The organism is Exiguobacterium sp. SH5S4, from assembly GCF_004337045.1.
Lineage (GTDB): Bacteria > Bacillota > Bacilli > Exiguobacteriales > Exiguobacteriaceae > Exiguobacterium > Exiguobacterium aurantiacum_A.
In genome coordinates this window covers 26,701-47,294 of record NZ_SJUQ01000020.1, presented here as the reverse complement: position 1 = coordinate 47,294, position 20,594 = coordinate 26,701, and the positions used below count along the sequence as shown (strand labels likewise).

Genomic DNA, 20,594 nt, shown 5'->3' with positions numbered 1-20,594 from the left:
TCATCTCACTTCTCTTTTCAATGAAATATTATTGTTTTTATTTATTAAGGCGAGTATAAGTAATACGGTTAAATAACCGTAAACACTGATCACTACAAAAAAAGTTGCTCCCGCAATGACAAAAATTTGAAGTATAATTATAGGTAAAATTGATTTTGTATCTATATTAGACGATACTTTATCTAGTAAAATGAAAAGTAGACCGTATAATATTGGTATTATTAAAAGACCTAAATATCCATACGAGAATGCACTTCCGACTAAACCTGTATTCGCACTAATCTTAGGATTATTGAAAAGAAGCCCACCTAATATATATGGAACACCTTGTTCATACGGGTAATATCGTATAACCCCAATTTTTTCAAAAATAGAAACAAATGGAATCACAGGTTGATTGTTTATAAAAAATTCATAATAAGCATAGCTTAACATCGCTGGTAAAAAATATATTCTTTCTAATAAACTAGCTATTAAGAAGCTTGATTTATTAATTATAAACTCAATAAGAACAAGCAAATTTAGACTAGTTAAAATAAACGGAACTTTCATTACCATGTTCTTCCTATAAAAAACATATGCAATAATTGAAGCAGGCAATAAAAACAGAGCTGCTTTTTGATTACCAATGCTATAAAGCAAAAGTTGCAGGAAAACCATAATAGTGAATAGCATCCAGTTTCTTTTTATATAAAAATATAAACTAGCAAACGGAATAACAACATACATAGCGTTATGACGAAAGTACTCTACTAACGCATTCATCTCAAGATTCCGCACTTCGCTTCTCAACTCATAAACCCTTACAGAATCTAAAGTTAGATTCAGTTTCAACCCATTGTACTTCCATGAAATAATTATTGTTCCAACAGAAAATATAAATATCATTAAATACCAAAGTTTAAGCTTTGTGTCATCATCTATTATTTTGGATGATTTAATTTTTTTAAATTTAATTTTTTTTGAAATTTGTATTGGGATGAATAGAAATATCCAAAAACAAAGTACTATGCTTAAAAACTTATAATCTAAATTAGATAATCCAAATAACGATAATGCAGGAGAGTAACTAGCTAGAAATAATCCTAGAATTAATATTTCGGATGGTTTATCTCCTGTGGTAATGATTTTATAAGTCAAAAATAAAGAAAAAAGAATATATATAACCCATGAGATTACAAATTTGTAGTAGTTAAACTCATATACATAAATGTATGAGAGTAAATAGCTTTCTGTATGATAACTTTGTAATACAGTAACATACAAAACATCTAGGCTAACTTTAAATAGTATTATCCAGATTAAGAAAAATATTTTGTTCAAAGTATTAACTTTAGATTTATTCATCGTATTATCTACTCATTTCCACAAAGCTTCGAATTGATCAACAACAATATCGATATCAAATTTAGATATATCTACCTCAAGCTCCTCGGAATAATCACCATTTAAAAAAGCGTGAATAGTCTGCTCAGGGATCAAATCATGCTTGAAGGACATAATAGGTCTTTGTGATAATTTATAATCAATAATCTTACTAGGAATTTGCTCAGTGTTACCATTTTCAAAATTAATTAAAAAATCCATTTTGCTTAATTCTTTTATACAATCTTCTCTTTCAATCATTTCTTCCAGTTGCAACTTGGCGCCTAATTTTTTCTTGTACTCTATTAAAACATCCTCATACATCTCACCATGCAAATTTGTATAAATAATAAATTTAAAATCTCTATCTAAACTAGTAAGATATTCTAGAAAAAATTTAGGATTTCGGATTTTTTTATAAAATATACCTGCGTACCCAAATGTAGGAACTGAATTTTTTTCATAGTTGCAAAGGAGTGTCTTCTTAAAGTTAAAACCTTGAGGTATAACTTTAATCTGATTTTCTGGTGAATATTCCCGGAAATAATCTCTGCTTTTTTCTGTGGGAATAATGTTATAGTCGAATTTATTACATATATTTTTTTGTATTTTTTTGAAATAAAAAGCTAGAGAGATATCCTTTATACCGTAAAAAGGATCACTCCAATCTCCTATGAACATTGTTTCTTTCTTTTTTTTAATTTTTAAAGAAGTAATTAGGTGAATATAAAAAGGTAGTCCGATAGATATAACAACATCATATTTATCTGGCTCGATTTTTTTATATAGGAAAAAACCTGAGGAAAACAGAAAACGTTCCCCTAAAAAATAATTAAATATTTTTTGGGCCTTTCCAAAAAAGCTGCTATATTTTTTTTTTTGATTAGTTTTCGTATTTTTAATTTGTAACTCATTTTTAAAGTTTTCATATTTGTTGCTTTCAACTTTAATACGATAATCACCTATTATTAAATCAACATTATATCCTCGTCGTTTCAGTTCTTCTACTAATGCTGTCGCTCTAAAAGCTCTAGGCACACTCTTTGGATAATACCAGTGGGAAACCATTAAAATTTTTTTCATAAAACTCCATCTCACTCCTTAACTATTTTCTTCTTTTTAATTTATTAATGTAAATTCAGATATTCATTTTCTAAATGATTTACTACAAGATCTACATTAAACTCTTCTGCGTTCTTATTAAATTGCGTAATCTTTTTAAGCTCTCTACCTTGAATAGATTTAAGAATTAGCGAGGCCCACTCCATTGCATCTTTTTTCAAACTAAAGAACTGAATTTTGTTTGATATTATTGTTTCTGAAGGCACGACGTCAGATGCATAGCATTCCAAGCCGATTACCTGAGCCTCAATTAAAACTATTCCTAATCCTTCGAACTTTGAGGGTAATAGAAATACGTCTGAAGCTTGCATTATATTTGAAATATTAGAACCGGGATTTAATATTGTAACTACTTCATTTAATTCATATTTTTTAATCTGGTTCTCAATCTCCGCTCTTAAAGGACCATTTCCTACAAGAATCAACTTACTCTCCTTATTCTTCTTATGGACTTCTTTAAAAATTTCAATTATTTTTTCATGATTTTTTTGTTGATTAAATCTCCCAACATGACAAATAACTAATTCATCTGTAACGCCCAAATCCTTTCTAATAGAATTTCTAAGATTTGAATTCGGTAAAAACACTTTAAAATCAATTGCATTATTAATTATTTTCACTTTTTTATTTTTAACTTTATTTTTCCCGAAATAAACCTCACCTGCTTTTTTAGAACAGGCAAAGAAATTAGTAGCAATAAGATTAATTGGTGAGCATAATATTCTATTTCTAATTGAATTTAAGAATTTGTCCGAATATTTTGTAGTATGAGCATGAGCAATTAGTTTCATATCTTTATTTCTGTACCGTAGAACAGAAAAAAAGGACACTAAATAATTTTCATGTAAATGCACAATCTTATACTTGCTTACTTTTTTATAAAATTCTGTTTCTTGCGAATAGATTAAACCAATTTTAGGTTTAGGTATTTTGTAAATGTTCCCTCCAAGATCTTCAATTTCATTAATATAGTCAACTTCATTTGTTTCCCAATACAAAAAATCGAATTGTATATTTTCTTTGTCGATTTTTCTATAGAAATTCATTATGAAGCTCATTACTCCGCTACTTTTACTTAAAGAAGACACTATATGTAAAACTCTAGTCATATTGCTTCATACCTTCACTTTTCTTTAATTATTGTATAGTATTTTTTATAACTTTTTATTACATACCATATTAAGTAATAGATGCTTTGAAAAAAGTTTAGATTGGCAAATCGATATGTCTTAAATGTCATCACTATTGACTTTAATTTATTTCCTGATTTTGAATCATTTAATATCCTATAAGTCAGTAAAGGTTCATTTAAGCCATGTGCATAATTATATTTTTTTAATACTTGTATCCAAAAACCAAAATCTTCGTGAGTTTGATCATTTTTCATTTCTAAATCACTTATCAGATATCTTCTTATCAATACCGAGGAACATGAAATCACATTTTGTTTTAAAAGATTTTTGTAATCTACGTACTTAGGAACTTCAAAAACACCTGGAAATTCTCTACCTTCCCTGTTGATATACTTAGCTCCTGAAAAAATGAAATCCGAACCCACTTCTTCCGAAAACTTAATTTGCTTTTCTAATTTCTTTTCGTCCCACATATCATCACTATCTAAAAATGCTACCCACTCTCCATCAGACATTTTTATTCCATAGTTTCTTGTTTGTGAAACTCCTGTGTTTACTTCATTTTTATATACTTTTATTCTCTTATCGATTTTCTGTAATCTATCAACAATTTTTAAAGTGTCATCCGAAGAACAATCATCTATCACTAACAATTCCCATGTTTCATATGTTTGACTCATTACTGAAATGATTGATTCCTCAATATACTTTTCAGCATTATAAGCAGGCATTACTATAGAAATTTTATTCATTATTTATTCAACTCTTTCAGATAGTTTAATCGATTCCTCAAAATCACATACATGGTATCCATCTATTTTTTCGTTTACTTTTTTTTCATAAATCAAATCGCCAAATACTTTTTCAGTTAATTGTATTCGTTTAAATATCTTTGTAAAAAAATGAATTTTATTAACCAGGATTATCTTCTTACCATTAACTTTACTAATTAATTCAACCATTTCTGAAGTACAAACATACTCTTTATTTTGAGGCGAAAAAATTCCAGAAAACTCTTTTCTTATAATTAGAGCTAAAAATTCAGACAAGTTATCTATAAATATCATGCTTCGTTTATTATTTATATTAATAAAAAAAGGTATTTTTTTTGAGAAAGCAGAAAGTTTCAAATAATTACCTTTGCACTTATATCCGTATATCATAGGGGGCCGAATAATTGACACTTTGAATAAAGAAGTCTCCAATTTTTTGATTAAATTTTCAGCTTCATATTTGGATTGACCGTAAATAGTATTAGGTTTAGGTACCGTTAAATCATTTATTATTCCTGAATTTTTACCGTAAACGCTAAGTGAACTCAAAAAAATAAAATGTTTAACATTTTCATTTTTCGCTTTTAAAGCAAGTTCGTATGTTAAATCGCGATTCACTCTAAAGTATTCATCTGCATTTTGTTTTCCACCTTTTTGATGAACAATTCCAGCAACGTGCAATACAGTATCATACCCCACAAAATCTTGTTTTTTCCAGTCCTCATCTCTAACAGTTATCGATTCGACAATCATTGAATCAGCATATTTTTTCAAAACCCATTTTTCAAATGAAGAACCAACATAACTAGTTTTTCCAGTAATTAAAACTTTATTCACTTTTTTTCTCCTTCTTAGTTTTCACGTCTTTTAATATAGATCCTGTTCCACCTTCTAAAACTCCATCGCTCTTTATAACGCTTAAAAAAGTTCCTGTAAAACAACGTACATCCATCCAAAATGATAACTTTTGAATGTAATAACCATCTAACTCAGCCTTTATTTCTATAGTGAGTTCATCACGACCGTTGATTTGAGCCCATCCTGTAAGACCTGGCAAAACGTCATTTGCGCCATGTTTTTCACGTTCCTCAATCAAGTCATATTGATTCCAAAGAGCTGGACGGGGACCAATTACAGCCATCTCACCTTTTAAAATATTGATGATTTGCGGCAATTCATCAAGACTCGTTTTACGGAGAAACTTACCTGTTTTCGTGATGTATCGATCTGGATCTGTTAATAAATGCGTCGGCATATCTTTCGGTGCATCGATTCGCATCGTCCGAAACTTTAAAATATTGAAGTGCGATTGATGAAGTCCGACACGTTTCTGTTTGAAGAAGACAGGACCTTTTGATTCAAGTTTGATTGCAATCATAATTCCGATAAACAATGGCGATAGCACAATCAATCCAATCAAAGAAAGAATAAAGTCGATTTTTCGTTTTTGTTCGCTATACTTCATCATTCACACTCCATTTATTAGACAGTCTCGCGTACGTCTTTATTTACGTTCATATTATTTAAATCTAAACAATCGTTTGCCCAATTAACGAGATACAAACCGAGTCCTTCGCTCGTTTTCAATTCATTCATTCGTGTAAGCTTCTCTTTCAAGTTTGTTTCTTCACTCACGATGCCTGTAAAGATTTTCGGATACACTGCTTCAGGATGAACTTCTCCTTCTTTGAGTAGCTCTTCAAACATCTTCTCACCAGGACGAATCCCGCTAAAAGCAATCGAGATTTGCTCTTCAGTGAATCCACTCAGTTTGATCATATTGCGGGCGAGGTCGACGATTTTTACCGGTTCACCCATATCAAGCACGAACACCTCGCCTCCATCAGCGAGCGTACCAGCTTGAATGACGAGACGGCTTGCTTCAGGAATCGTCATGAAGTAACGAGTCATATCAGGATGCGTCACTGTGACCGGTCCACCTTTTTCAATCTGTGTCTTGAACAATGGGATAACCGATCCGCGGCTGCCTAACACGTTACCAAAACGAACGACTGCGTATTTTGTCCGACTCGTTTTAGCTAAGTTTTGAATGATCATCTCGGCGACTCGCTTTGTAGAGCCCATCACATTCGTCGGGTTGACTGCTTTGTCTGTTGAAATCATGACAAAACGAGATGCACCATACTCATCCGCCATCTCGGCGACGTTTTTCGTGCCGTAAATATTATTTTTCACTGCTTCATGTGGGTTTGCTTCCATTAACGGGACATGCTTGTGTGCGGCCGCATGGAAGACGAGGTGTGGTGAATGTGTCATAAAGACGTCACGCAACCGTTCGACGTCTTGGACGTCAGCGATGACTGGAATGAGTTCTACCTCTAAGTTCAACTCTCTTAACTCTCTTTCGATCAAGTAAATACTATTCTCACCGTGACCGAGAAGGAGCAACCGTTCCGGATTAAACTTCAAGATTTGACGACAAATTTCGGATCCGATCGAGCCACCAGCACCTGTCACCAAAACAGTTTTTCCTTCGACTTCGGATTGGATACCCGAGATGTCGAGTTCGACCGGTTCGCGGCCGAGCAAATCTTCAATCGACACTTGACGCATTTGATTAACCGCGACTTTACCAGCTGCGACTTCTTCAATCATCGGTAGCGTATGCACGTTCGTACAAACCACTTTCGCCCGCTTGATGATGGCTAGTCGCTCTTGGTACTTCATCGATGGGATGGCGAAGACGATTTTATCGACTGCTTCCTTCTCGACGATGTCTTCCAAATCGTTGACCGTCCCGACGACTTTGACCCCGTTGACGGTAAGCGTCTGTAGATGACGGTTATCGTCAAGGAAGCCAATCGGGTTCATTCGGTGGTTATCTGACTGGTTCATTTGCCGGACGAGCATGCGTCCAGCTTGTCCCGCTCCAATAATGAGCGTCCGCTTTTCGTCTTTACGTCGCTTCATATTGCGACCACGCAAGATCGAAAGCTGATCGTGTTTCCACGTTACGTAAATACGTGACCCTAAACGAATGCCACCTAATAGTAGAAGCGACAAACAGAAGCTGAGGAACAACATCCGCTCCATCGCTTCGCCGTAAACGGTGAACTGAATAATATAAAGGGTGATCGTACTCAAGAAAAGCGTCATCGCGAGACGGATTGCCTCAGACATACTCGCAAAGCGCCAAGCGACACGGTATAGACGGCTGACGCCCGCCATGACGATAAATAACGCACTATATAAAATAGCTGACTCAATAAAATGATTTTGATCAATATTTTGAATGAATTCGACTGGATACAAGAAAAAATAAGTGACGACCATCGACGATAAGATTGCTGCCATATCGAGGATGACCAATATACTTGTCCGTAACGACTTTCGACCTAGTTCAGGAATGGACAATCGTTTTCCCTCCCTTTCAATTGACCGCGTTCATAGAAGATTGTTCTTCTACTAACTGCGTCATCATCTTTAAGACATCGTCTCGTAAGTCTTCTCGTGCCAAGGCGAATTCCAACGTCGTCTGGATAAAGCCGAGCTTTTCCCCGACGTCATAGCGCTTACCTGTGAATTCAAAGGCGAATACACGTTGGACTTCGTTCAACCGTGTGATCGCATCCGTCAATTGGATCTCACCACCCGCACCTGGCGCTTGCGTCTCTAAAAACTTAAAGATTTGCGGCGTGAACAAATAACGTCCAAGAATTGCCAAGTTCGATGGCTCGGTCCCTGGTGCCGGCTTCTCGACGAACGACTCGACTTTATGTAACCCGCCTTCAAGCGATGACTGAATGTCGACGATGCCATAACGATGCGTCACGTCACGCGATACCGGTTGGACACCGATAATCGAACTTTCTGTCTTGTTGTACTGTTCGATTAATTGACGGGTACAAGGCACGTCCGCTTGCACGATGTCATCCCCAAGCATGACGACGAACGGCTCGTCGCCGATGAACGCTTTTGCTTGAAGCACGGCATGACCGAGTCCCCTCGGCTTCGATTGACGGATAAAGTGAATGTTAATGTTCGTCGTCTCCTCGACGAGCTTCAAAAACTCCGACTTCCCTTTCTCAATCAATTGCTGCTCAAGTTCCGGCACCGAGTCGAAGTGGTCCTCGATAGCCCGCTTGCCTTTACCTGTCACGATCAAAATGTCTTCAATGCCTGATTCGACCGCTTCTTCGATGATGTATTGGATCGTCGGTTTATCGACGATCGGCAACATCTCTTTCGGCATCGCTTTTGTCGCCGGTAAGAAACGTGTTCCGAGGCCCGCTGCCGGAATGACGGCTTTTTTCACTCGCTTCACTGTCATCTATCCCACTCCTTATGGATGGTTTTATCTAGTCTGTAGAATCAATAGAAAAAAGGATGTATCTACCATCCTTTAAAAAAATTATAAATTAAGGGTATCACGTTCTATCCACCTAAAAAACCAAGGAAAGGAAATTAAAACATAAAATCGTTCGACAGATGTCGACAAAAATCATAATGATAACCTAGTTGTCAACCGTTTATTGTTAATAAAGGGAAATTATTTCTTCCATTTCCCTCTCCAATTTTTAATTGGAAGAATAGGGGGGTCGATGAAGACGAATTCATCTTTCAGGACCGCTTCGGCGTTACCGACGTATGTGTCCCATTTGTCGGCCCCAAGTTCTTTTGTGACCGCGTCTTTGGCGTCATCCCAGTAGAATGTACGGCGACCGGTACTATGGGCGTCCGAGGCAATCAAGTGGCTCAGTCCGTTACGAAGGAACGTAAAAGCGAGGTCTTGCACGTTTTGTCCGAACTCGCCTGTCAGACTGCCCGTTGTGATTTGCGACAGCGCCCCCGACGACACGAAGTCCATCAACCGTTTCGGGTTCGTCGCGAACTCTTTGTTGCGCTCCGGGTGAGCGATGACCGGTGTGTACCCTTCCGTCTGCAAACCGAAGAACAGTTGCTCGGCATAGGCCGGGACAGAGTCGCTCGGAAACTCGACGAGGACGTAACGCGATCCGGCGAGCGAAAGCGCCTGGCCTTGCTCGAGCGCCTCGACTAACTCGCCGAACACACGAATCTCTTGGCCAGCGTATAAGTCGAGCGCGATACCCTCATGGCGCAGTACGTCTTGAAGCTTGGCGACGGCGTTTTGGACGTTCAACTCGTCCGTCTCGAACTGGGGGTGAAACGCGTGGGGGGTGACCACGATTGCGGTCACCCCTTCACTTGCCGCGCGTTTCGCCATTTCTACCGCTTGTTCGACCGTCTCCGGTCCGTCATCGACGGCCGGAAGCAAGTGACAATGGATATCAATCATGGCGTTGTCTCCTTTTTACTCGTACGCGTAGTAGTAATAGTAATCGTCGCTGCCTTGCGGCTCACGCTTATTCAAGACGACGCCGAGAATATGGGCCTCAGCGAGCGTCAACTGTTCTTTCGCTTTGACGACCATCTGGCGGTCCGACTTGTCGCAACCGACGACGAGGACGACGCCGTCTACTTTCCGGGCGAGGACGCGTGTGTCGGCGACTTGCATCATCGGCGGGGCGTCTAAAATGATGATGTCGTAATTCGTCTTCAACTCTTCGAGCACGCGGTCCATCGTCTTCGACGACAATAGCTCCGACGGGTTCGGCGGGATTGGTCCCGCGGCCATCAAGTCCAAGTTCTCGACTTGTGTCGAATGCGTCGCTTTCTCGATCGTCGTCTTCTTGGCGAGGACGGTCGACAGCCCGATGCCGTTCGACAGGCGGAACGTGAAGTGGGCCGTCGGGCGGCGCATGTCGCAATCGACGAGTAAGACGCGCTTGCCTTGCTGGGCGTAGACGACGGCGAGGTTCGACGATGTCGTCGACTTGCCTTCACCAGACGAGGCCGATGTGATGACCATCGTCTGTAAGTCGTCATCGACGGCTGTGAACTCGAGGTTCGTCCGGATCGTCCGGTATTGCTCGGAGATCGGCGACTTCGGCTTGTGGACTGTGATCAAGTCGCGGCCTGTCTTGTCGTATTTGATATGTTTGTGTTTCTTTTTCCCGAAATTAAACATGGACTTCTTCACCTTTCACTTTCGCTTGGCGTTGTTGCTGCATCTCGACACGATCAATGACCGGGATCGACCCTAATACCGGGAGTTCTAAAATTGTCTCGACGTCTTGCTCCGTCTTGATGCGACGGTCGAGCACGACTTTGAGGAAAGCGATAGCGACTCCGATCATCAAGCCAAGCACGGTCGCGATCGCCGTATTGAGCAAGATGTTCGGGCTGACCGGAAGCATCGGTACGGACGCATCCGACAACACTTTGACGTTGTCGACGCCGCTCATTAATTCTTTCACTTCTTTCGAGAACACCGTGCTGATCTCGTTGGCGATATCTGTTGCGAGCACCGGGTTCGTATGTTGGACCGCAATGTTGATGACTTGCGAGTTTTGTTCGCTGTTGACGGTAATCAAGTTACTGATGTCCTCCGGGGCACCGACGACGTTCTCTTGGACCGGCTCTAAGATGGCCGGGCTCTGGATGATGACGCGGTACGTGTTGACGAGCGCGACCGATGACTGGACTTGGCCGGTGTCGATCATGTTGTTTTGTGTCTCTTTCGGTGCGACGAGCACTTGTGTCGACGCTTCATACGTCGGTTGGATGACGTACGAGCTGACGAGGAAGGCGATGAGTGCCGCGATGAGTGCTAAACTTGCGATGAGCCATTTGCTCCGCTTCAAGATGGAGAACAGTTCTCCAAGGGAAATCGTTTCTTCATTCATATTCGTGTTCTCTCTCCTCTATTCTGTAAAATCACGACTGGAAAATTTCCGCAAATAATATTTTTACTGACAATACCAAAACATTATAGCAAAAATTCTCTCCCGTGATGACCCATTTTTTAAAAATTGGGTTTTTTGGCATGCAAATCTGCTAAACTTTGAAAGGAATAACTTTACAAAAGGAGGAGACAATAGTGCACGTTAGTGAGCGCCTACTCCAGCTATATGCCGACGTCGATGCGTCGACACGTACAAACTTACAAACTTTAATCAAACAAAATTTAGGGGACGGCAAATCGTTGACCGTTTCTTTTGAAGAACTGACCGGTGCGACGAAAGCCTCACTCCCGACCGATGAGAAATCAGCGGCCGACTTCACGGCTTGGATCAAAGACGGGAAGAAAGATGTCACGTTCCTTCCATATTACGTGTCTTTACTCGAGAAGCATGATCGCGTATTGAACAAAGAAGCGACGGTGCCGCAACCGATCGCGGTTGACAAGACAGTCGTCAATGAGACAACTGCTGACACCGCATCGGAAAAAACGCCACAATCAGCAGCACCGGCCCCGAAGCCGCGTTACGTGCCGGAGACATCGGTCCCGTCACGCGCCGAACGGGCCAAGCGAATTGAACCGGCCCGCCCTCGTAAGAAGAAAGGCAAATGGCTCGGTGGCCTGTTGCTCGTCTTAGTCTTATTAGGCGGCGGTTATATCGGGTATCCATATGTAGCGGCGCTGTTTGAGCCGAGCGAGACAGCCGAAGTTGAGACAACGACGCCTGAGCCGGAACCGGTCGCCGAAGCACCAGCAGTGACCGAAGTCTGGCTCACCGAGAAAAACGTCGACCTCGTCAGTGAACCGAACGGCACGAACGTGACGTACACCGGGGACATCGGGGACCGTTACGACGTCCTCGAGGAACGAGACGACCACGTCCTGCTCGACCTCGGTGTCGATGACATGAACGCCTGGGCACCGATGGAATCGGTCACGACCGACTGGAAGCCGTTCACGCTCAGTGACCAACAAGTCCTCAACTTCTTACAGACCGGTGTAGATCAAACCTACCTCGATTCGACGACCGTCGATGACTATTTGTCATTTAGCGAAAGTGAATTATATGAGGTACTTGGCCAACCGTACGGCCGCGATGACGATGCACTGAACGACTATGCGTTCTACAACGGCATTTTCTTCGTCATCCAAGACGAGGCCGTCCACGCCATTGACTGGACGAACACGCCAACGACGAAAGAAGCGTTCAAACAGCTCGGCCGACCGGTGTACGAGACAGAAGATGCGATCGTCTTCGAGAGCCCTAAATATTCGCTCCGCATGTTTGTTGGAGAGAACGGGACTTCGACGCGCATCCGCGTGACCGAAATTTGACTTTGAAAGGAGCTTTCCCTATGCAAACCATCCTCGTGACGGGTGGTGCCGGCTATATCGGTACCCATACCGTCCTTCAACTACTTGAGACCGGACACGACGTCATCGTCCTCGACAACTTGTCGAACAGCCGCCGTGAGGCGCTCGAACGCGTCGAGGCGCTGACTGGGAAAACGATCGAGTTTTATCTCGGCGACATCCTCGACCGGGAGTTATTGGAACAGATCTTCTTGAAACATACGATCGACGCCGTCATCCATTTTGCCGGACTGAAAGCCGTCGGCGAATCGGTGAACGAGCCGCTTCGCTATTACGAGAACAACGTCGTCGGGACGACCGTCCTGCTCGACGTGATGAACGCGTTCGACGTGAAACGGATCGTCTTCTCTTCCTCTGCGACCGTATACGGCATGCCGGAACGGACCCCGATCGACGAATCGTTCCCGCTCAGCGCGACGAACCCGTATGGCCGCACGAAGTTGATGATCGAAGACATCATGCGCGACTTGGCCGTCGCCGACCCGGCGTGGAGCATCGCGCTCCTCCGCTACTTCAACCCGATCGGCGCCCATGCGTCAGGCCAGATCGGCGAAGACCCGTTCGACGTACCGAACAACTTGATGCCGTACATCACGCAAGTCGCCGTCGGCCGCCTGAGCGAACTGAGCGTGTTCGGTGACGACTACGACACACCGGACGGCACTGGTGTCCGCGACTACATCCACGTCGTCGACTTGGCAGAAGGCCACTTGAAGGCGCTCGACTATGTCATGGACCACACCGGCGCCGAGGCGTTCAACCTCGGGACCGGCACGGGCTACAGCGTGCTCGACCTCGTCAAGGCTTTCGAGGCGGAGAGTGGAAAAACTGTCCCGTATAAAGTGACGCCGCGTCGCCCAGGCGACATCGGCAGCTGCTACGCCGACCCGACGAAGTCGAAAGACGCGCTCGGTTGGGAAGCGAAACACGACGTCCGCGCCATGTGCCGTGACGCCTGGAACTGGCAAGCGAACAACCCGAACGGTTACCGGGCATAAGAAAAACCCCTTACGCGAGAACGAGTTATCGTTCTTCCGTAAGGGGTTTTGTCATGTCTTCTTCTATCAGGTCTTCTTCTATCAGATCTTGTCGCGCCCCGAGCACGCCGTAGTCAAGGACGACGATCAAGATGGCGATCCCGGCGAGCGTCCACGCGGCGTCGATGGCGAACTCGCCGACGATGAAGCCGAACAAGACGAAGGCGCCGAACGTCAGGTAATAGCCCTTGCGCCAAAGCGACCGGTACCGCTTGGCGACGTCACGGTCCCATACGTAGAGGGCGACGTAACCGACCAAGGCGATAAACAGTGTGGCAAACATCCAATAGAGAAACGACTGCAGCGTCAAGCCGAACAAATACGTGAATAAAGGTTGATTCATGGAAATCCGCTCCTTCGGTGTATGGTCGTGTATGTCATGGAACTTCCTTCTATTCCATTTTCTACCTAAACACCGAATGCGTCAATACGCCTATTCATCAAAAATGATTTTTGATTCAAAAGACCTATTCTTGTTTGAGCCACATAAAGTCGTACGCCTCGAGCACGACCGCCTCTACCCTTTCTCCCGTGAACAAGTTCGTCCCGCTCGCAGCGATGACGACCCGTTCGTCCGACACGTTCGTATAGAGCGCAAGCGTCTCGCCGCCCCCGCTCCGCTCGACCGTGAACACGCGTTTGTCCGTCGCGACGATACGTTGCTCGGCGTAAGGTGAGAAGGCCGGGTGCGTCCGCTTGACGTTCAGCTGGCTCAAGATGCCGGAGAACACTTGCAGGCGGTACGGGTCCGTCTTCAGCTCTTGGACGAGCGCGGCCCGCTCGACCGGCGTCGTCACCCCGAGCAGCGTCCGGTAATCGACGGCCGGGATGCCTTGGAGCGAGAACAGGACGCTATGGGCCGCGAGCAACATGGCGACCGACGGCTCGAGCAAGTTCTTCTCGAACGGGTCCCGCTCCGGGCTCGACAAGAAGTGGAAGTACGTCTTCCCGTCCCCCGGTGCCTCGATGCGGTTGGCCCAGTCCGTCAGCCCTTTGACGTTGCCTTGGGTGAAAGCGAGCAGCGCATGGGACGCCAAGTCGAAGTGACAGACGACGTCGGCGACTTCGAAATAGGAACCGATCCGGCTCACGTCCCCTTCATAGGCGAGGACGAGCTGGCCGTGCGGTTTATAGTGGTGGAGGATCAATTGCCACAGTTCGAGCACGTGCTTGATCCGCTCCTCGGGCATGCCCCGGAACGATTGGACGTGGACCCGGACTTTCGTCGCCCCTTGCGCGAGCCGTTCGATGAACGCGTCGGTCTCGTCGAGCAAATCGACTTGCATCTCGTTATAGACGTCCGGCGTCATCTCGTACATGAGATCGAACTCGTCGTGGAAGCGCCCGAGATCCTCGAACAGACGGATGCGCGGGTTGACGGCCGTGTCGGTCGGCTTCACTTGATGCGGGAACAGCGACACGAGATACAAGTCGCTGATGGACGATCGGACGTGGTCTTTCAACAGCGTATGCAACGCGTCGAGGTCTTGCGTCCCGTCGGTCGTGATGGCGTTCGCGTCGATGGTGAGGACGCTCGTCAGCTCGCTCGGCGCCTCATGGTCGTGCCACGTGTGGCCGGCCCACTTGTCGAACAGACGGCGCCAGTCGTCGGCTGTATGATCGTCTTCAAGTTGATTGATTATCGGTTCAAGTTTGTCCCAAATCATGTGATCCCTCCTAGTCCTGTCTCTATTAACAGTCCCACCGATGTGACCGTTTCAAACGCACGAAAAAAGCCACCCGAGGGCGGCTTCAGTCCATCAAACGCTTCAGTTCGGTCTGGACGCTTACGAGCGAGTCCGGATTTGGGTTCCAATAATAGATCCCGTCCGCTTCTAGCCCGCCCGCCCCTTCGATCCGGAGCGTGCTGGCGTTGCGGAACGCCTGCATGTAGTCCGTCGACAGACCGACGAGCTCGGTGAACTCGATGTTCGTCTTGGCACGGTTGCCGGCGACGTCCAACAGTTTCGTCACTTTATCGACCGAGAAGTCGGAACGCCCTTTCTCGACGATGGCCGCGACGACGGCGCGTTGCCGCTCTTGGCGGCCGAAGTCCCCGTTCGGGTCGTTGTAACGCATGCGCGTATACGACAATGCCGACTCACCCGTCAACTCCACTTCACCGACCGGATACGAGTAGCCGTCCGACGCGAACGCGAAGTTGTTCGTCACCGTGATGCCGCCGAGCGCGTCGACGACCTCGGTGAACGCCTCCATGTCCGTCTCGACGACGTAGTCGATCGGGATGTCGAGCAATTCTTCGACCGTGTCCATCGCCATCTCGGCCCCGCCGAACGCGTAGGCGTGGTTGATCTTGTCACGCATCCCGCGTCCGACGATCTCCGTTTTGGTATCCCGCGGGATGCTGAGCATCGCCCCTTCGTCCGTCTCTGGGTTGAGCGTCATGACGATGATCGAGTCGCTCCGCCCTTGCTCGGTGCCACGGCGGTCGACGCCGAGGAGGAGGACCGACACGGACCGTTTCTCTTCGATCGTCTGCACTTGTTTGCGCTCTTCAGAGATTTCTAAATTATCGTTCACCCGTGTCACCGTCTCATTGACGTCCTGGTACATCGACCAGACGAACAGCCCGCCGGCGATGAGGAAGACGGTCATGACGCCTACTGTGAGCAACACCCATTTCTTCCATGATGATTTCTTGCGATGTCTCGCCATCGGACCACCTGCTTTCATTGAGCTATATCATTAAGAATTCCCACTTATCGTGTTGTATTATAGCACGTTGCCAAAAAATGCTAACGATTTCTTTCGGATTTTCATGGGAAATGTGTGCGCTGTGGCCGGCGTCGCATCTGACCGGGCCAAGCCGCGTTGATCTCCGCCCCGAGCAGCATCGTCGCCGCCGTCAAGTAGAGCCAGATCTGCAGCAAGATGACGATCCCGATCGTCCCGTACGTGTCGCCGAACATCGTGAACTGGTCGACATAGATGCTGTAGGCGGTCGACAACAGTTGCCACGAGATGACGGCGAAAGTGGCGCCTGGGAGCGTATCCGTGAATTTGACGTGTTGCTGGGGCGCGAACTTATAAAACAGCGAGAATGCGAAGATGAGGATGACGGTCGAGACGGTATACCGGGCGAGCGTCGCCAACCGTTCAAACTCCTCGAGCACCGGGAACCATGCGTACATGAGCTCGACGAACTCACGGCCGAAGATGTGGAACACGATCAAGATGACGGCGCCGACGCTGAAGGCGACGAGCGTCAACAGCCCGATGAGCCGACGGACGATGTAGCTGCGCGCCTCGGTCTCGCCGTAGGCGAACACGGTCAGCTTGACGAGCCGGGCCGCCCCGTTCGAGGCCGACCAGACGGCGATGACGGCACCGACCGAGATGAGCCCGGCGTTGATGTCACCGCTGACGTCGTAGACGACCGACAGCATGTCACGCACACTCGCGCCCGGGATCAAGATCTCGATCTGCTCGATCAACAGGGCGTCGTCGATCCCGAGCCACGCCATGACGGCGAACAACAGGACGAACGTCGGGAAAATGGCGAGAAACCAGAAGAAGGCGAGCGTGGCGCTATAGTCGTTAATGTGATGGTCTTTGAAGCGATGGCGGACGTCGATGATGAGACGGATCAGTCGGTCGAGCACACGGGTCACCCCTTTTCTTTTTATTATCGCACAGATTAAAACGCCCCATCCGCTTTGGATGAGGCGCCATTGTCATTGTTCCATCAATTCGCCGAGATACGACTTCACGTCTTCAAGTGAGGCCGCATCCGGGTTCCAGTAATAGATGCCGTCCTCAGCCTTGCCGCCAGTGCCTTCGAGTCGAAGGACGTCCTGGTTTTTGAAGGCGGCCATATAGTCGGCCGACAGCGTCCGGATGTCTTTGAACGTCATGTTCGTCTTCGCGTTATTGCCTAAGACGTCGAGCATATTGTTGAACTTCGAGATCGAGAAATCGTCTTTCCCTTTGTTGACGAGCGCCGTGATGACGTCACGCTGACGCTCTTGGCGACCGAAGTCACCACTCGGGTCGTCGTAGCGCATTCGCGTGTACGCGAGCGCCTCGGGGCCCGACAAGTTGATCGTGCCTGGCTCGAACGAATACTCGCCCGACGTGAAGGCGAACTTGTTCGTCACTTCGACGCCGCCGAGAAGGTCGACCGTGTCTTGGAACCCTTTCATATCGACTTCGGCGACGTAGTCGATCGGGATGTCGAGTAAGTTCTCGACCGTCGCGAGCGCCATCTCGGCACCGCCAAACGCATAGGCGTGGTTGATCTTATCGGTCGTGCCTTTGCCGACGATCTCCGTCTTCGTGTCGCGCGGGATGCTGAGCATCGCGCTCGCGTCCGTATTCGGATTGAGTGTCATGACGATGATCGAGTCGCTGCGGCCTTGTTCGTCGGCACGGCGGTCGACACCGAGCAACAGGACCGATACCGGTTTCTTGTCGCTGATCGTCTGCTTGTTCATCCGTTCCGGGCTGAGCCCAGCCGACTCGTTCAAACGGCTGACCGTCGAGTCCACTTGGTTATACAAATAAGCTGCCACCCCGACTCCGATGAGCAGGAACAGTCCGACGACAATCCCCACAATCAACGCGATGCGTTTTGCAGGTGTTTTCTTCCTACGACGTTTCTTGACTCTCTTTTTCTTTTGCTCTTCCATGACGTGGCACCTTTCCTCGAACCTGTAGTCAATTTCACATAGGTTTTATTTTAGCATGCACTTCATTATTAATATTTCCATTTTTTATAAAAGAGGTAAATGGTTGCCGATTGTTGTCGAATCATTCACTCGTTTATTTTTATCGGCCGGTTTTGAAAAAAGGTTTAGCTTTTCTGACATATCTTTTTCAACCGTACCCTGAGCTCCAAAAACCGAAACCGCTACCATTCGCATCACCATGGGCACAAGGTCGCAACACGCAGTTTTAATTCTCACGAAACCGATTGGGACGTCATCAATCCGTCATTTTTTTAGGTCCGTTTCCTTATTTCTAAAAAACGTCATCGTACAAACGCATTATTTTTTGTAATATTTGTATATGCAATCATATAAATGTAATTTAAATCCAATATTTTTATGAAGGGGATAGACGGATGCGTTTCGTCGTCACGTGTTTTTTCGAGAAAAAAGAGCCGTTTTCATTCATTATTTATGGAAGTTCGAGGCACCAGGCCGAGCAGACGTTCAACCAGACGCTCCAGTTGGCCAATCCGCTCAACGACTTCATCGAGGCGAGTGACGGACAGAAGATTCGAATCGGGTCGATCCTCGCCTACCGGATCGATGATATGAATCCCCTCTTTTGAATCCGCTCCATTTCGGGTAACCCTTATAAAGACTAAACTAATCGATCGGGGGAACGGATATGGAACTAGGAATGATTGGACTTGGCAAGATGGGACTCAACCTCGCACTCAATTTGACAGACGGGGGCCACCGCGTGCTCGGGTATGACCCGGGCAACGTGTCGACGAGCCAGTTCGAGACGCTCGATTCGCTCGAAGCGGTCGTGAACGGGTTGAAGGCGCCGCGCGTCGTCTGGGTGATGGTGCCGGCCGGTGAAGTGACCGAGCGTGTGTTGAACGATTTGCATAATCTGTTGTCTCCAGGGGATATCGTCATCGACGGCGGCAACTCGAACTATAAGGAGTCGATGCGGCGGGCCGAGCACTTCAACGACAAACTGATCTACTTCTTCGACGTCGGGACGAGTGGCGGCATGGAGGGTGCACGTAACGGCGCCTGCACGATGATCGGCGGCGATTTGGAGGCGTTCGGCAAGATCGAGGAGCTGTTCCACGACGTGTCGACAGAATATGGCTATTTGTACGCCGGTCCGAGTGGCAGCGGGCATTTCCTCAAGATGATCCACAACGGCATCGAGTACGGCATGATGCAGGCGATCGCCGAAGGGTTCGAGATTCTCGAGAAGAGTCCGTTCGATTACGACCACGAACAAGTCGCCCGTGTCTGGAACCACGGCTCGGTCGTCCGCTCGTGGTTGATGGAGTTGACCGAGAGCGCGTTCCATAAAGACGCGAAGCTCGACGAGATCAAAGGCGTCATGCATGCGTCGGGTGAAGGCAAGTGGACCGTCGAGACGGCACTCGAATACGGCGTCCCGGCACCGGTCATCGCCATGTCGCTCATGATGCGCCAACGCTCGCTCGAGGCGGACACGTTCTCCGGCAAGGTCGTCGCCGCGCTCCGAAATGAGTTCGGTGGGCATGCGGTCGAGAAGAAATGAATGGCCAGACCGATCCGTTTTGGGTCGGTTTTTTGCGTTGTGACATTTGTCCATTCGGCCTCGTCTCGTCAGTGGTTGATACACTTGGGATATATAAACAACGATGAGTGAAAACTTCTATTTTTTGTAAAATTAATCGACGTATCCTCTGTGTATGATAGAGACAAGACTAAAATTATATCTAAAAGGGGACGGACCACTTTGCTCACACCATTCATTCAAGCAAACAGCTCGCAGACGCTCTATCATGCATTCGAGGAATTTGAATATTTCGAACTCACCGCGGCCGGCTACGACATCGAGACGTGCTTCAACGAATTGATCCAGCAAATCATCGACATCGGTCACGAGCGTAGCTACCTCTACTATGAGATGAACGGACCGCAAGTAAAGAACGTCATGTTATCCAACTTCTTATTCCAGATCTTAAAGCATGATCGACCGATCGCCGCCATCACGGGGACGTACGATGAGGACACGCACGACGTTCTGTTCGAGTTCTCCCTGCTCGACCGTGTGACGACGGCGACTGCTGTCATCGGCTCATCGGGTATGATCACAATGCTGCCCGATGCCTCGAACAACGAGCTCGGGTTCGAGCCGTGCGTGATCAGCTACAACTTCATCGAGAAGATGACGATCGCCTTGCTGGCCCGATTGCGTCATACATGAAGGTTACCCGTACGAACAACGACGTCGCTCCACCACGCTGCTCTTTCCGGAAACGCGTGCTCGGCAAGTATCGGACAATGTAGATGAGACTTAGAGG

At 46.4% G+C, this 20,594-nt stretch carries 21 protein-coding genes; 5 read left to right on the top strand and 16 right to left on the bottom strand.

The features are described from left to right. The 11 genes from EVJ32_RS11590 to EVJ32_RS11540 all read right to left on the bottom strand — a co-directional run bounded on the left by EVJ32_RS11590 (window position 1) and on the right by EVJ32_RS11540 (window position 11,121). A complete protein-coding gene (locus EVJ32_RS11590) occupies window positions 1-1,347 on the bottom strand; it encodes a hypothetical protein (protein WP_131458547.1) in 1,347 nt (448 codons plus the stop codon). Window positions 1,348-1,359: 12 nt separating this feature from the next. Beyond that, a complete protein-coding gene (locus EVJ32_RS11585; RefSeq protein ID WP_131458546.1) occupies window positions 1,360-2,448 on the bottom strand; it encodes a glycosyltransferase in 1,089 nt (362 codons plus the stop codon). Window positions 2,449-2,492: 44 nt separating this feature from the next. Further along, window positions 2,493-3,596, bottom strand: a complete 1,104-nt coding sequence (locus EVJ32_RS11580; protein ID WP_131458545.1) for a glycosyltransferase — start codon at window positions 3,594-3,596, stop codon at window positions 2,493-2,495. Between the two features lie 14 nt (window positions 3,597-3,610). After that, window positions 3,611-4,372, bottom strand: coding sequence for a glycosyltransferase family 2 protein (locus tag EVJ32_RS11575; RefSeq protein WP_236639514.1), 762 nt, complete (start codon window positions 4,370-4,372; stop codon window positions 3,611-3,613). Between the two features lie 3 nt (window positions 4,373-4,375). Further along, window positions 4,376-5,230, bottom strand: a complete 855-nt coding sequence (locus EVJ32_RS11570; RefSeq protein ID WP_131458543.1) for an NAD-dependent epimerase/dehydratase family protein — start codon at window positions 5,228-5,230, stop codon at window positions 4,376-4,378. Next, window positions 5,223-5,858, bottom strand: a complete 636-nt coding sequence (locus EVJ32_RS11565) for a sugar transferase (protein WP_131458542.1) — start codon at window positions 5,856-5,858, stop codon at window positions 5,223-5,225. The genes EVJ32_RS11570 and EVJ32_RS11565 overlap by 8 nt, the downstream gene beginning before the upstream one ends. Window positions 5,859-5,875: 17 nt before the next feature. After that, window positions 5,876-7,708 (bottom strand): polysaccharide biosynthesis protein, encoded by a 1,833-nt coding sequence (locus EVJ32_RS11560; RefSeq protein WP_131458555.1) that lies wholly within the window; start codon window positions 7,706-7,708, stop codon window positions 5,876-5,878. A gap of 76 nt (window positions 7,709-7,784) precedes the next feature. After that, window positions 7,785-8,684 carry a UTP--glucose-1-phosphate uridylyltransferase GalU gene (gene galU / locus EVJ32_RS11555; protein ID WP_131458541.1) on the bottom strand — a complete coding sequence of 300 codons (900 nt, stop codon included), beginning with the start codon at window positions 8,682-8,684 and terminating at the stop codon, window positions 7,785-7,787. A 219-nt stretch (window positions 8,685-8,903) separates the two neighbouring features. Further along, window positions 8,904-9,671, bottom strand: a complete 768-nt coding sequence (locus EVJ32_RS11550) for a tyrosine-protein phosphatase (protein ID WP_131458540.1) — start codon at window positions 9,669-9,671, stop codon at window positions 8,904-8,906. 15 nt (window positions 9,672-9,686) lie between these two features. Continuing rightward, a complete protein-coding gene (locus EVJ32_RS11545) occupies window positions 9,687-10,403 on the bottom strand; it encodes a CpsD/CapB family tyrosine-protein kinase (RefSeq protein WP_070328404.1) in 717 nt (238 codons plus the stop codon). Further along, complete coding sequence (locus tag EVJ32_RS11540) at window positions 10,396-11,121, bottom strand: YveK family protein (RefSeq protein ID WP_131458539.1); 726 nt, start codon at window positions 11,119-11,121, stop codon at window positions 10,396-10,398. Before EVJ32_RS11540 ends, EVJ32_RS11545 begins: the two co-directional genes overlap by 8 nt. A 194-nt stretch (window positions 11,122-11,315) precedes the next feature. Between EVJ32_RS11540 and EVJ32_RS11535 the strand changes: the two genes are divergently transcribed. Together EVJ32_RS11535 and galE are read left to right on the top strand one after the other, a co-directional pair. Then, a complete protein-coding gene (locus EVJ32_RS11535; RefSeq protein WP_131458538.1) occupies window positions 11,316-12,512 on the top strand; it encodes a hypothetical protein in 1,197 nt (398 codons plus the stop codon). A 20-nt stretch (window positions 12,513-12,532) separates the two neighbouring features. Beyond that, complete coding sequence (gene galE / locus EVJ32_RS11530) at window positions 12,533-13,549, top strand: UDP-glucose 4-epimerase GalE (RefSeq protein WP_131458537.1); 1,017 nt, start codon at window positions 12,533-12,535, stop codon at window positions 13,547-13,549. A gap of 25 nt (window positions 13,550-13,574) precedes the next feature. Here the strand turns inward: galE and EVJ32_RS11525 are convergent, their stop codons facing one another. The 5 genes from EVJ32_RS11525 to EVJ32_RS11505 all read right to left on the bottom strand — a co-directional run bounded on the left by EVJ32_RS11525 (window position 13,575) and on the right by EVJ32_RS11505 (window position 18,237). Further along, window positions 13,575-13,931 (bottom strand): hypothetical protein, encoded by a 357-nt coding sequence (locus EVJ32_RS11525; RefSeq protein ID WP_131458536.1) that lies wholly within the window; start codon window positions 13,929-13,931, stop codon window positions 13,575-13,577. A gap of 124 nt (window positions 13,932-14,055) precedes the next feature. Continuing rightward, window positions 14,056-15,255 carry an alpha-amylase family protein gene (locus tag EVJ32_RS11520; protein WP_131458535.1) on the bottom strand — a complete coding sequence of 400 codons (1,200 nt, stop codon included), beginning with the start codon at window positions 15,253-15,255 and terminating at the stop codon, window positions 14,056-14,058. An 85-nt stretch (window positions 15,256-15,340) separates the two neighbouring features. Next, complete coding sequence (locus EVJ32_RS11515; RefSeq protein ID WP_131458534.1) at window positions 15,341-16,264, bottom strand: LCP family glycopolymer transferase; 924 nt, start codon at window positions 16,262-16,264, stop codon at window positions 15,341-15,343. 101 nt (window positions 16,265-16,365) lie between these two features. Then, window positions 16,366-17,211 carry a YihY/virulence factor BrkB family protein gene (locus EVJ32_RS11510; RefSeq protein WP_131458533.1) on the bottom strand — a complete coding sequence of 282 codons (846 nt, stop codon included), beginning with the start codon at window positions 17,209-17,211 and terminating at the stop codon, window positions 16,366-16,368. Window positions 17,212-17,283: 72 nt separating this feature from the next. Next, on the bottom strand, window positions 17,284-18,237 hold the full coding sequence (locus EVJ32_RS11505; RefSeq protein WP_131458532.1) for an LCP family glycopolymer transferase: 954 nt from the start codon (window positions 18,235-18,237) through the stop codon (window positions 17,284-17,286). Between the two features lie 434 nt (window positions 18,238-18,671). Here EVJ32_RS11505 and EVJ32_RS11500 point away from each other — a divergent pair, with 434 nt between their 5' ends. From EVJ32_RS11500 to EVJ32_RS11490, 3 genes are all read left to right on the top strand, one after another. Continuing rightward, window positions 18,672-18,884, top strand: coding sequence for a hypothetical protein (locus EVJ32_RS11500; protein ID WP_131458531.1), 213 nt, complete (start codon window positions 18,672-18,674; stop codon window positions 18,882-18,884). Between the two features lie 59 nt (window positions 18,885-18,943). After that, window positions 18,944-19,825, top strand: a complete 882-nt coding sequence (gnd, locus tag EVJ32_RS11495; RefSeq protein ID WP_131458530.1) for a phosphogluconate dehydrogenase (NAD(+)-dependent, decarboxylating) — start codon at window positions 18,944-18,946, stop codon at window positions 19,823-19,825. 201 nt (window positions 19,826-20,026) lie between these two features. Further along, window positions 20,027-20,497 (top strand): hypothetical protein, encoded by a 471-nt coding sequence (locus EVJ32_RS11490; RefSeq protein ID WP_131458529.1) that lies wholly within the window; start codon window positions 20,027-20,029, stop codon window positions 20,495-20,497. Window positions 20,498-20,594 lie beyond the last annotated feature (97 nt).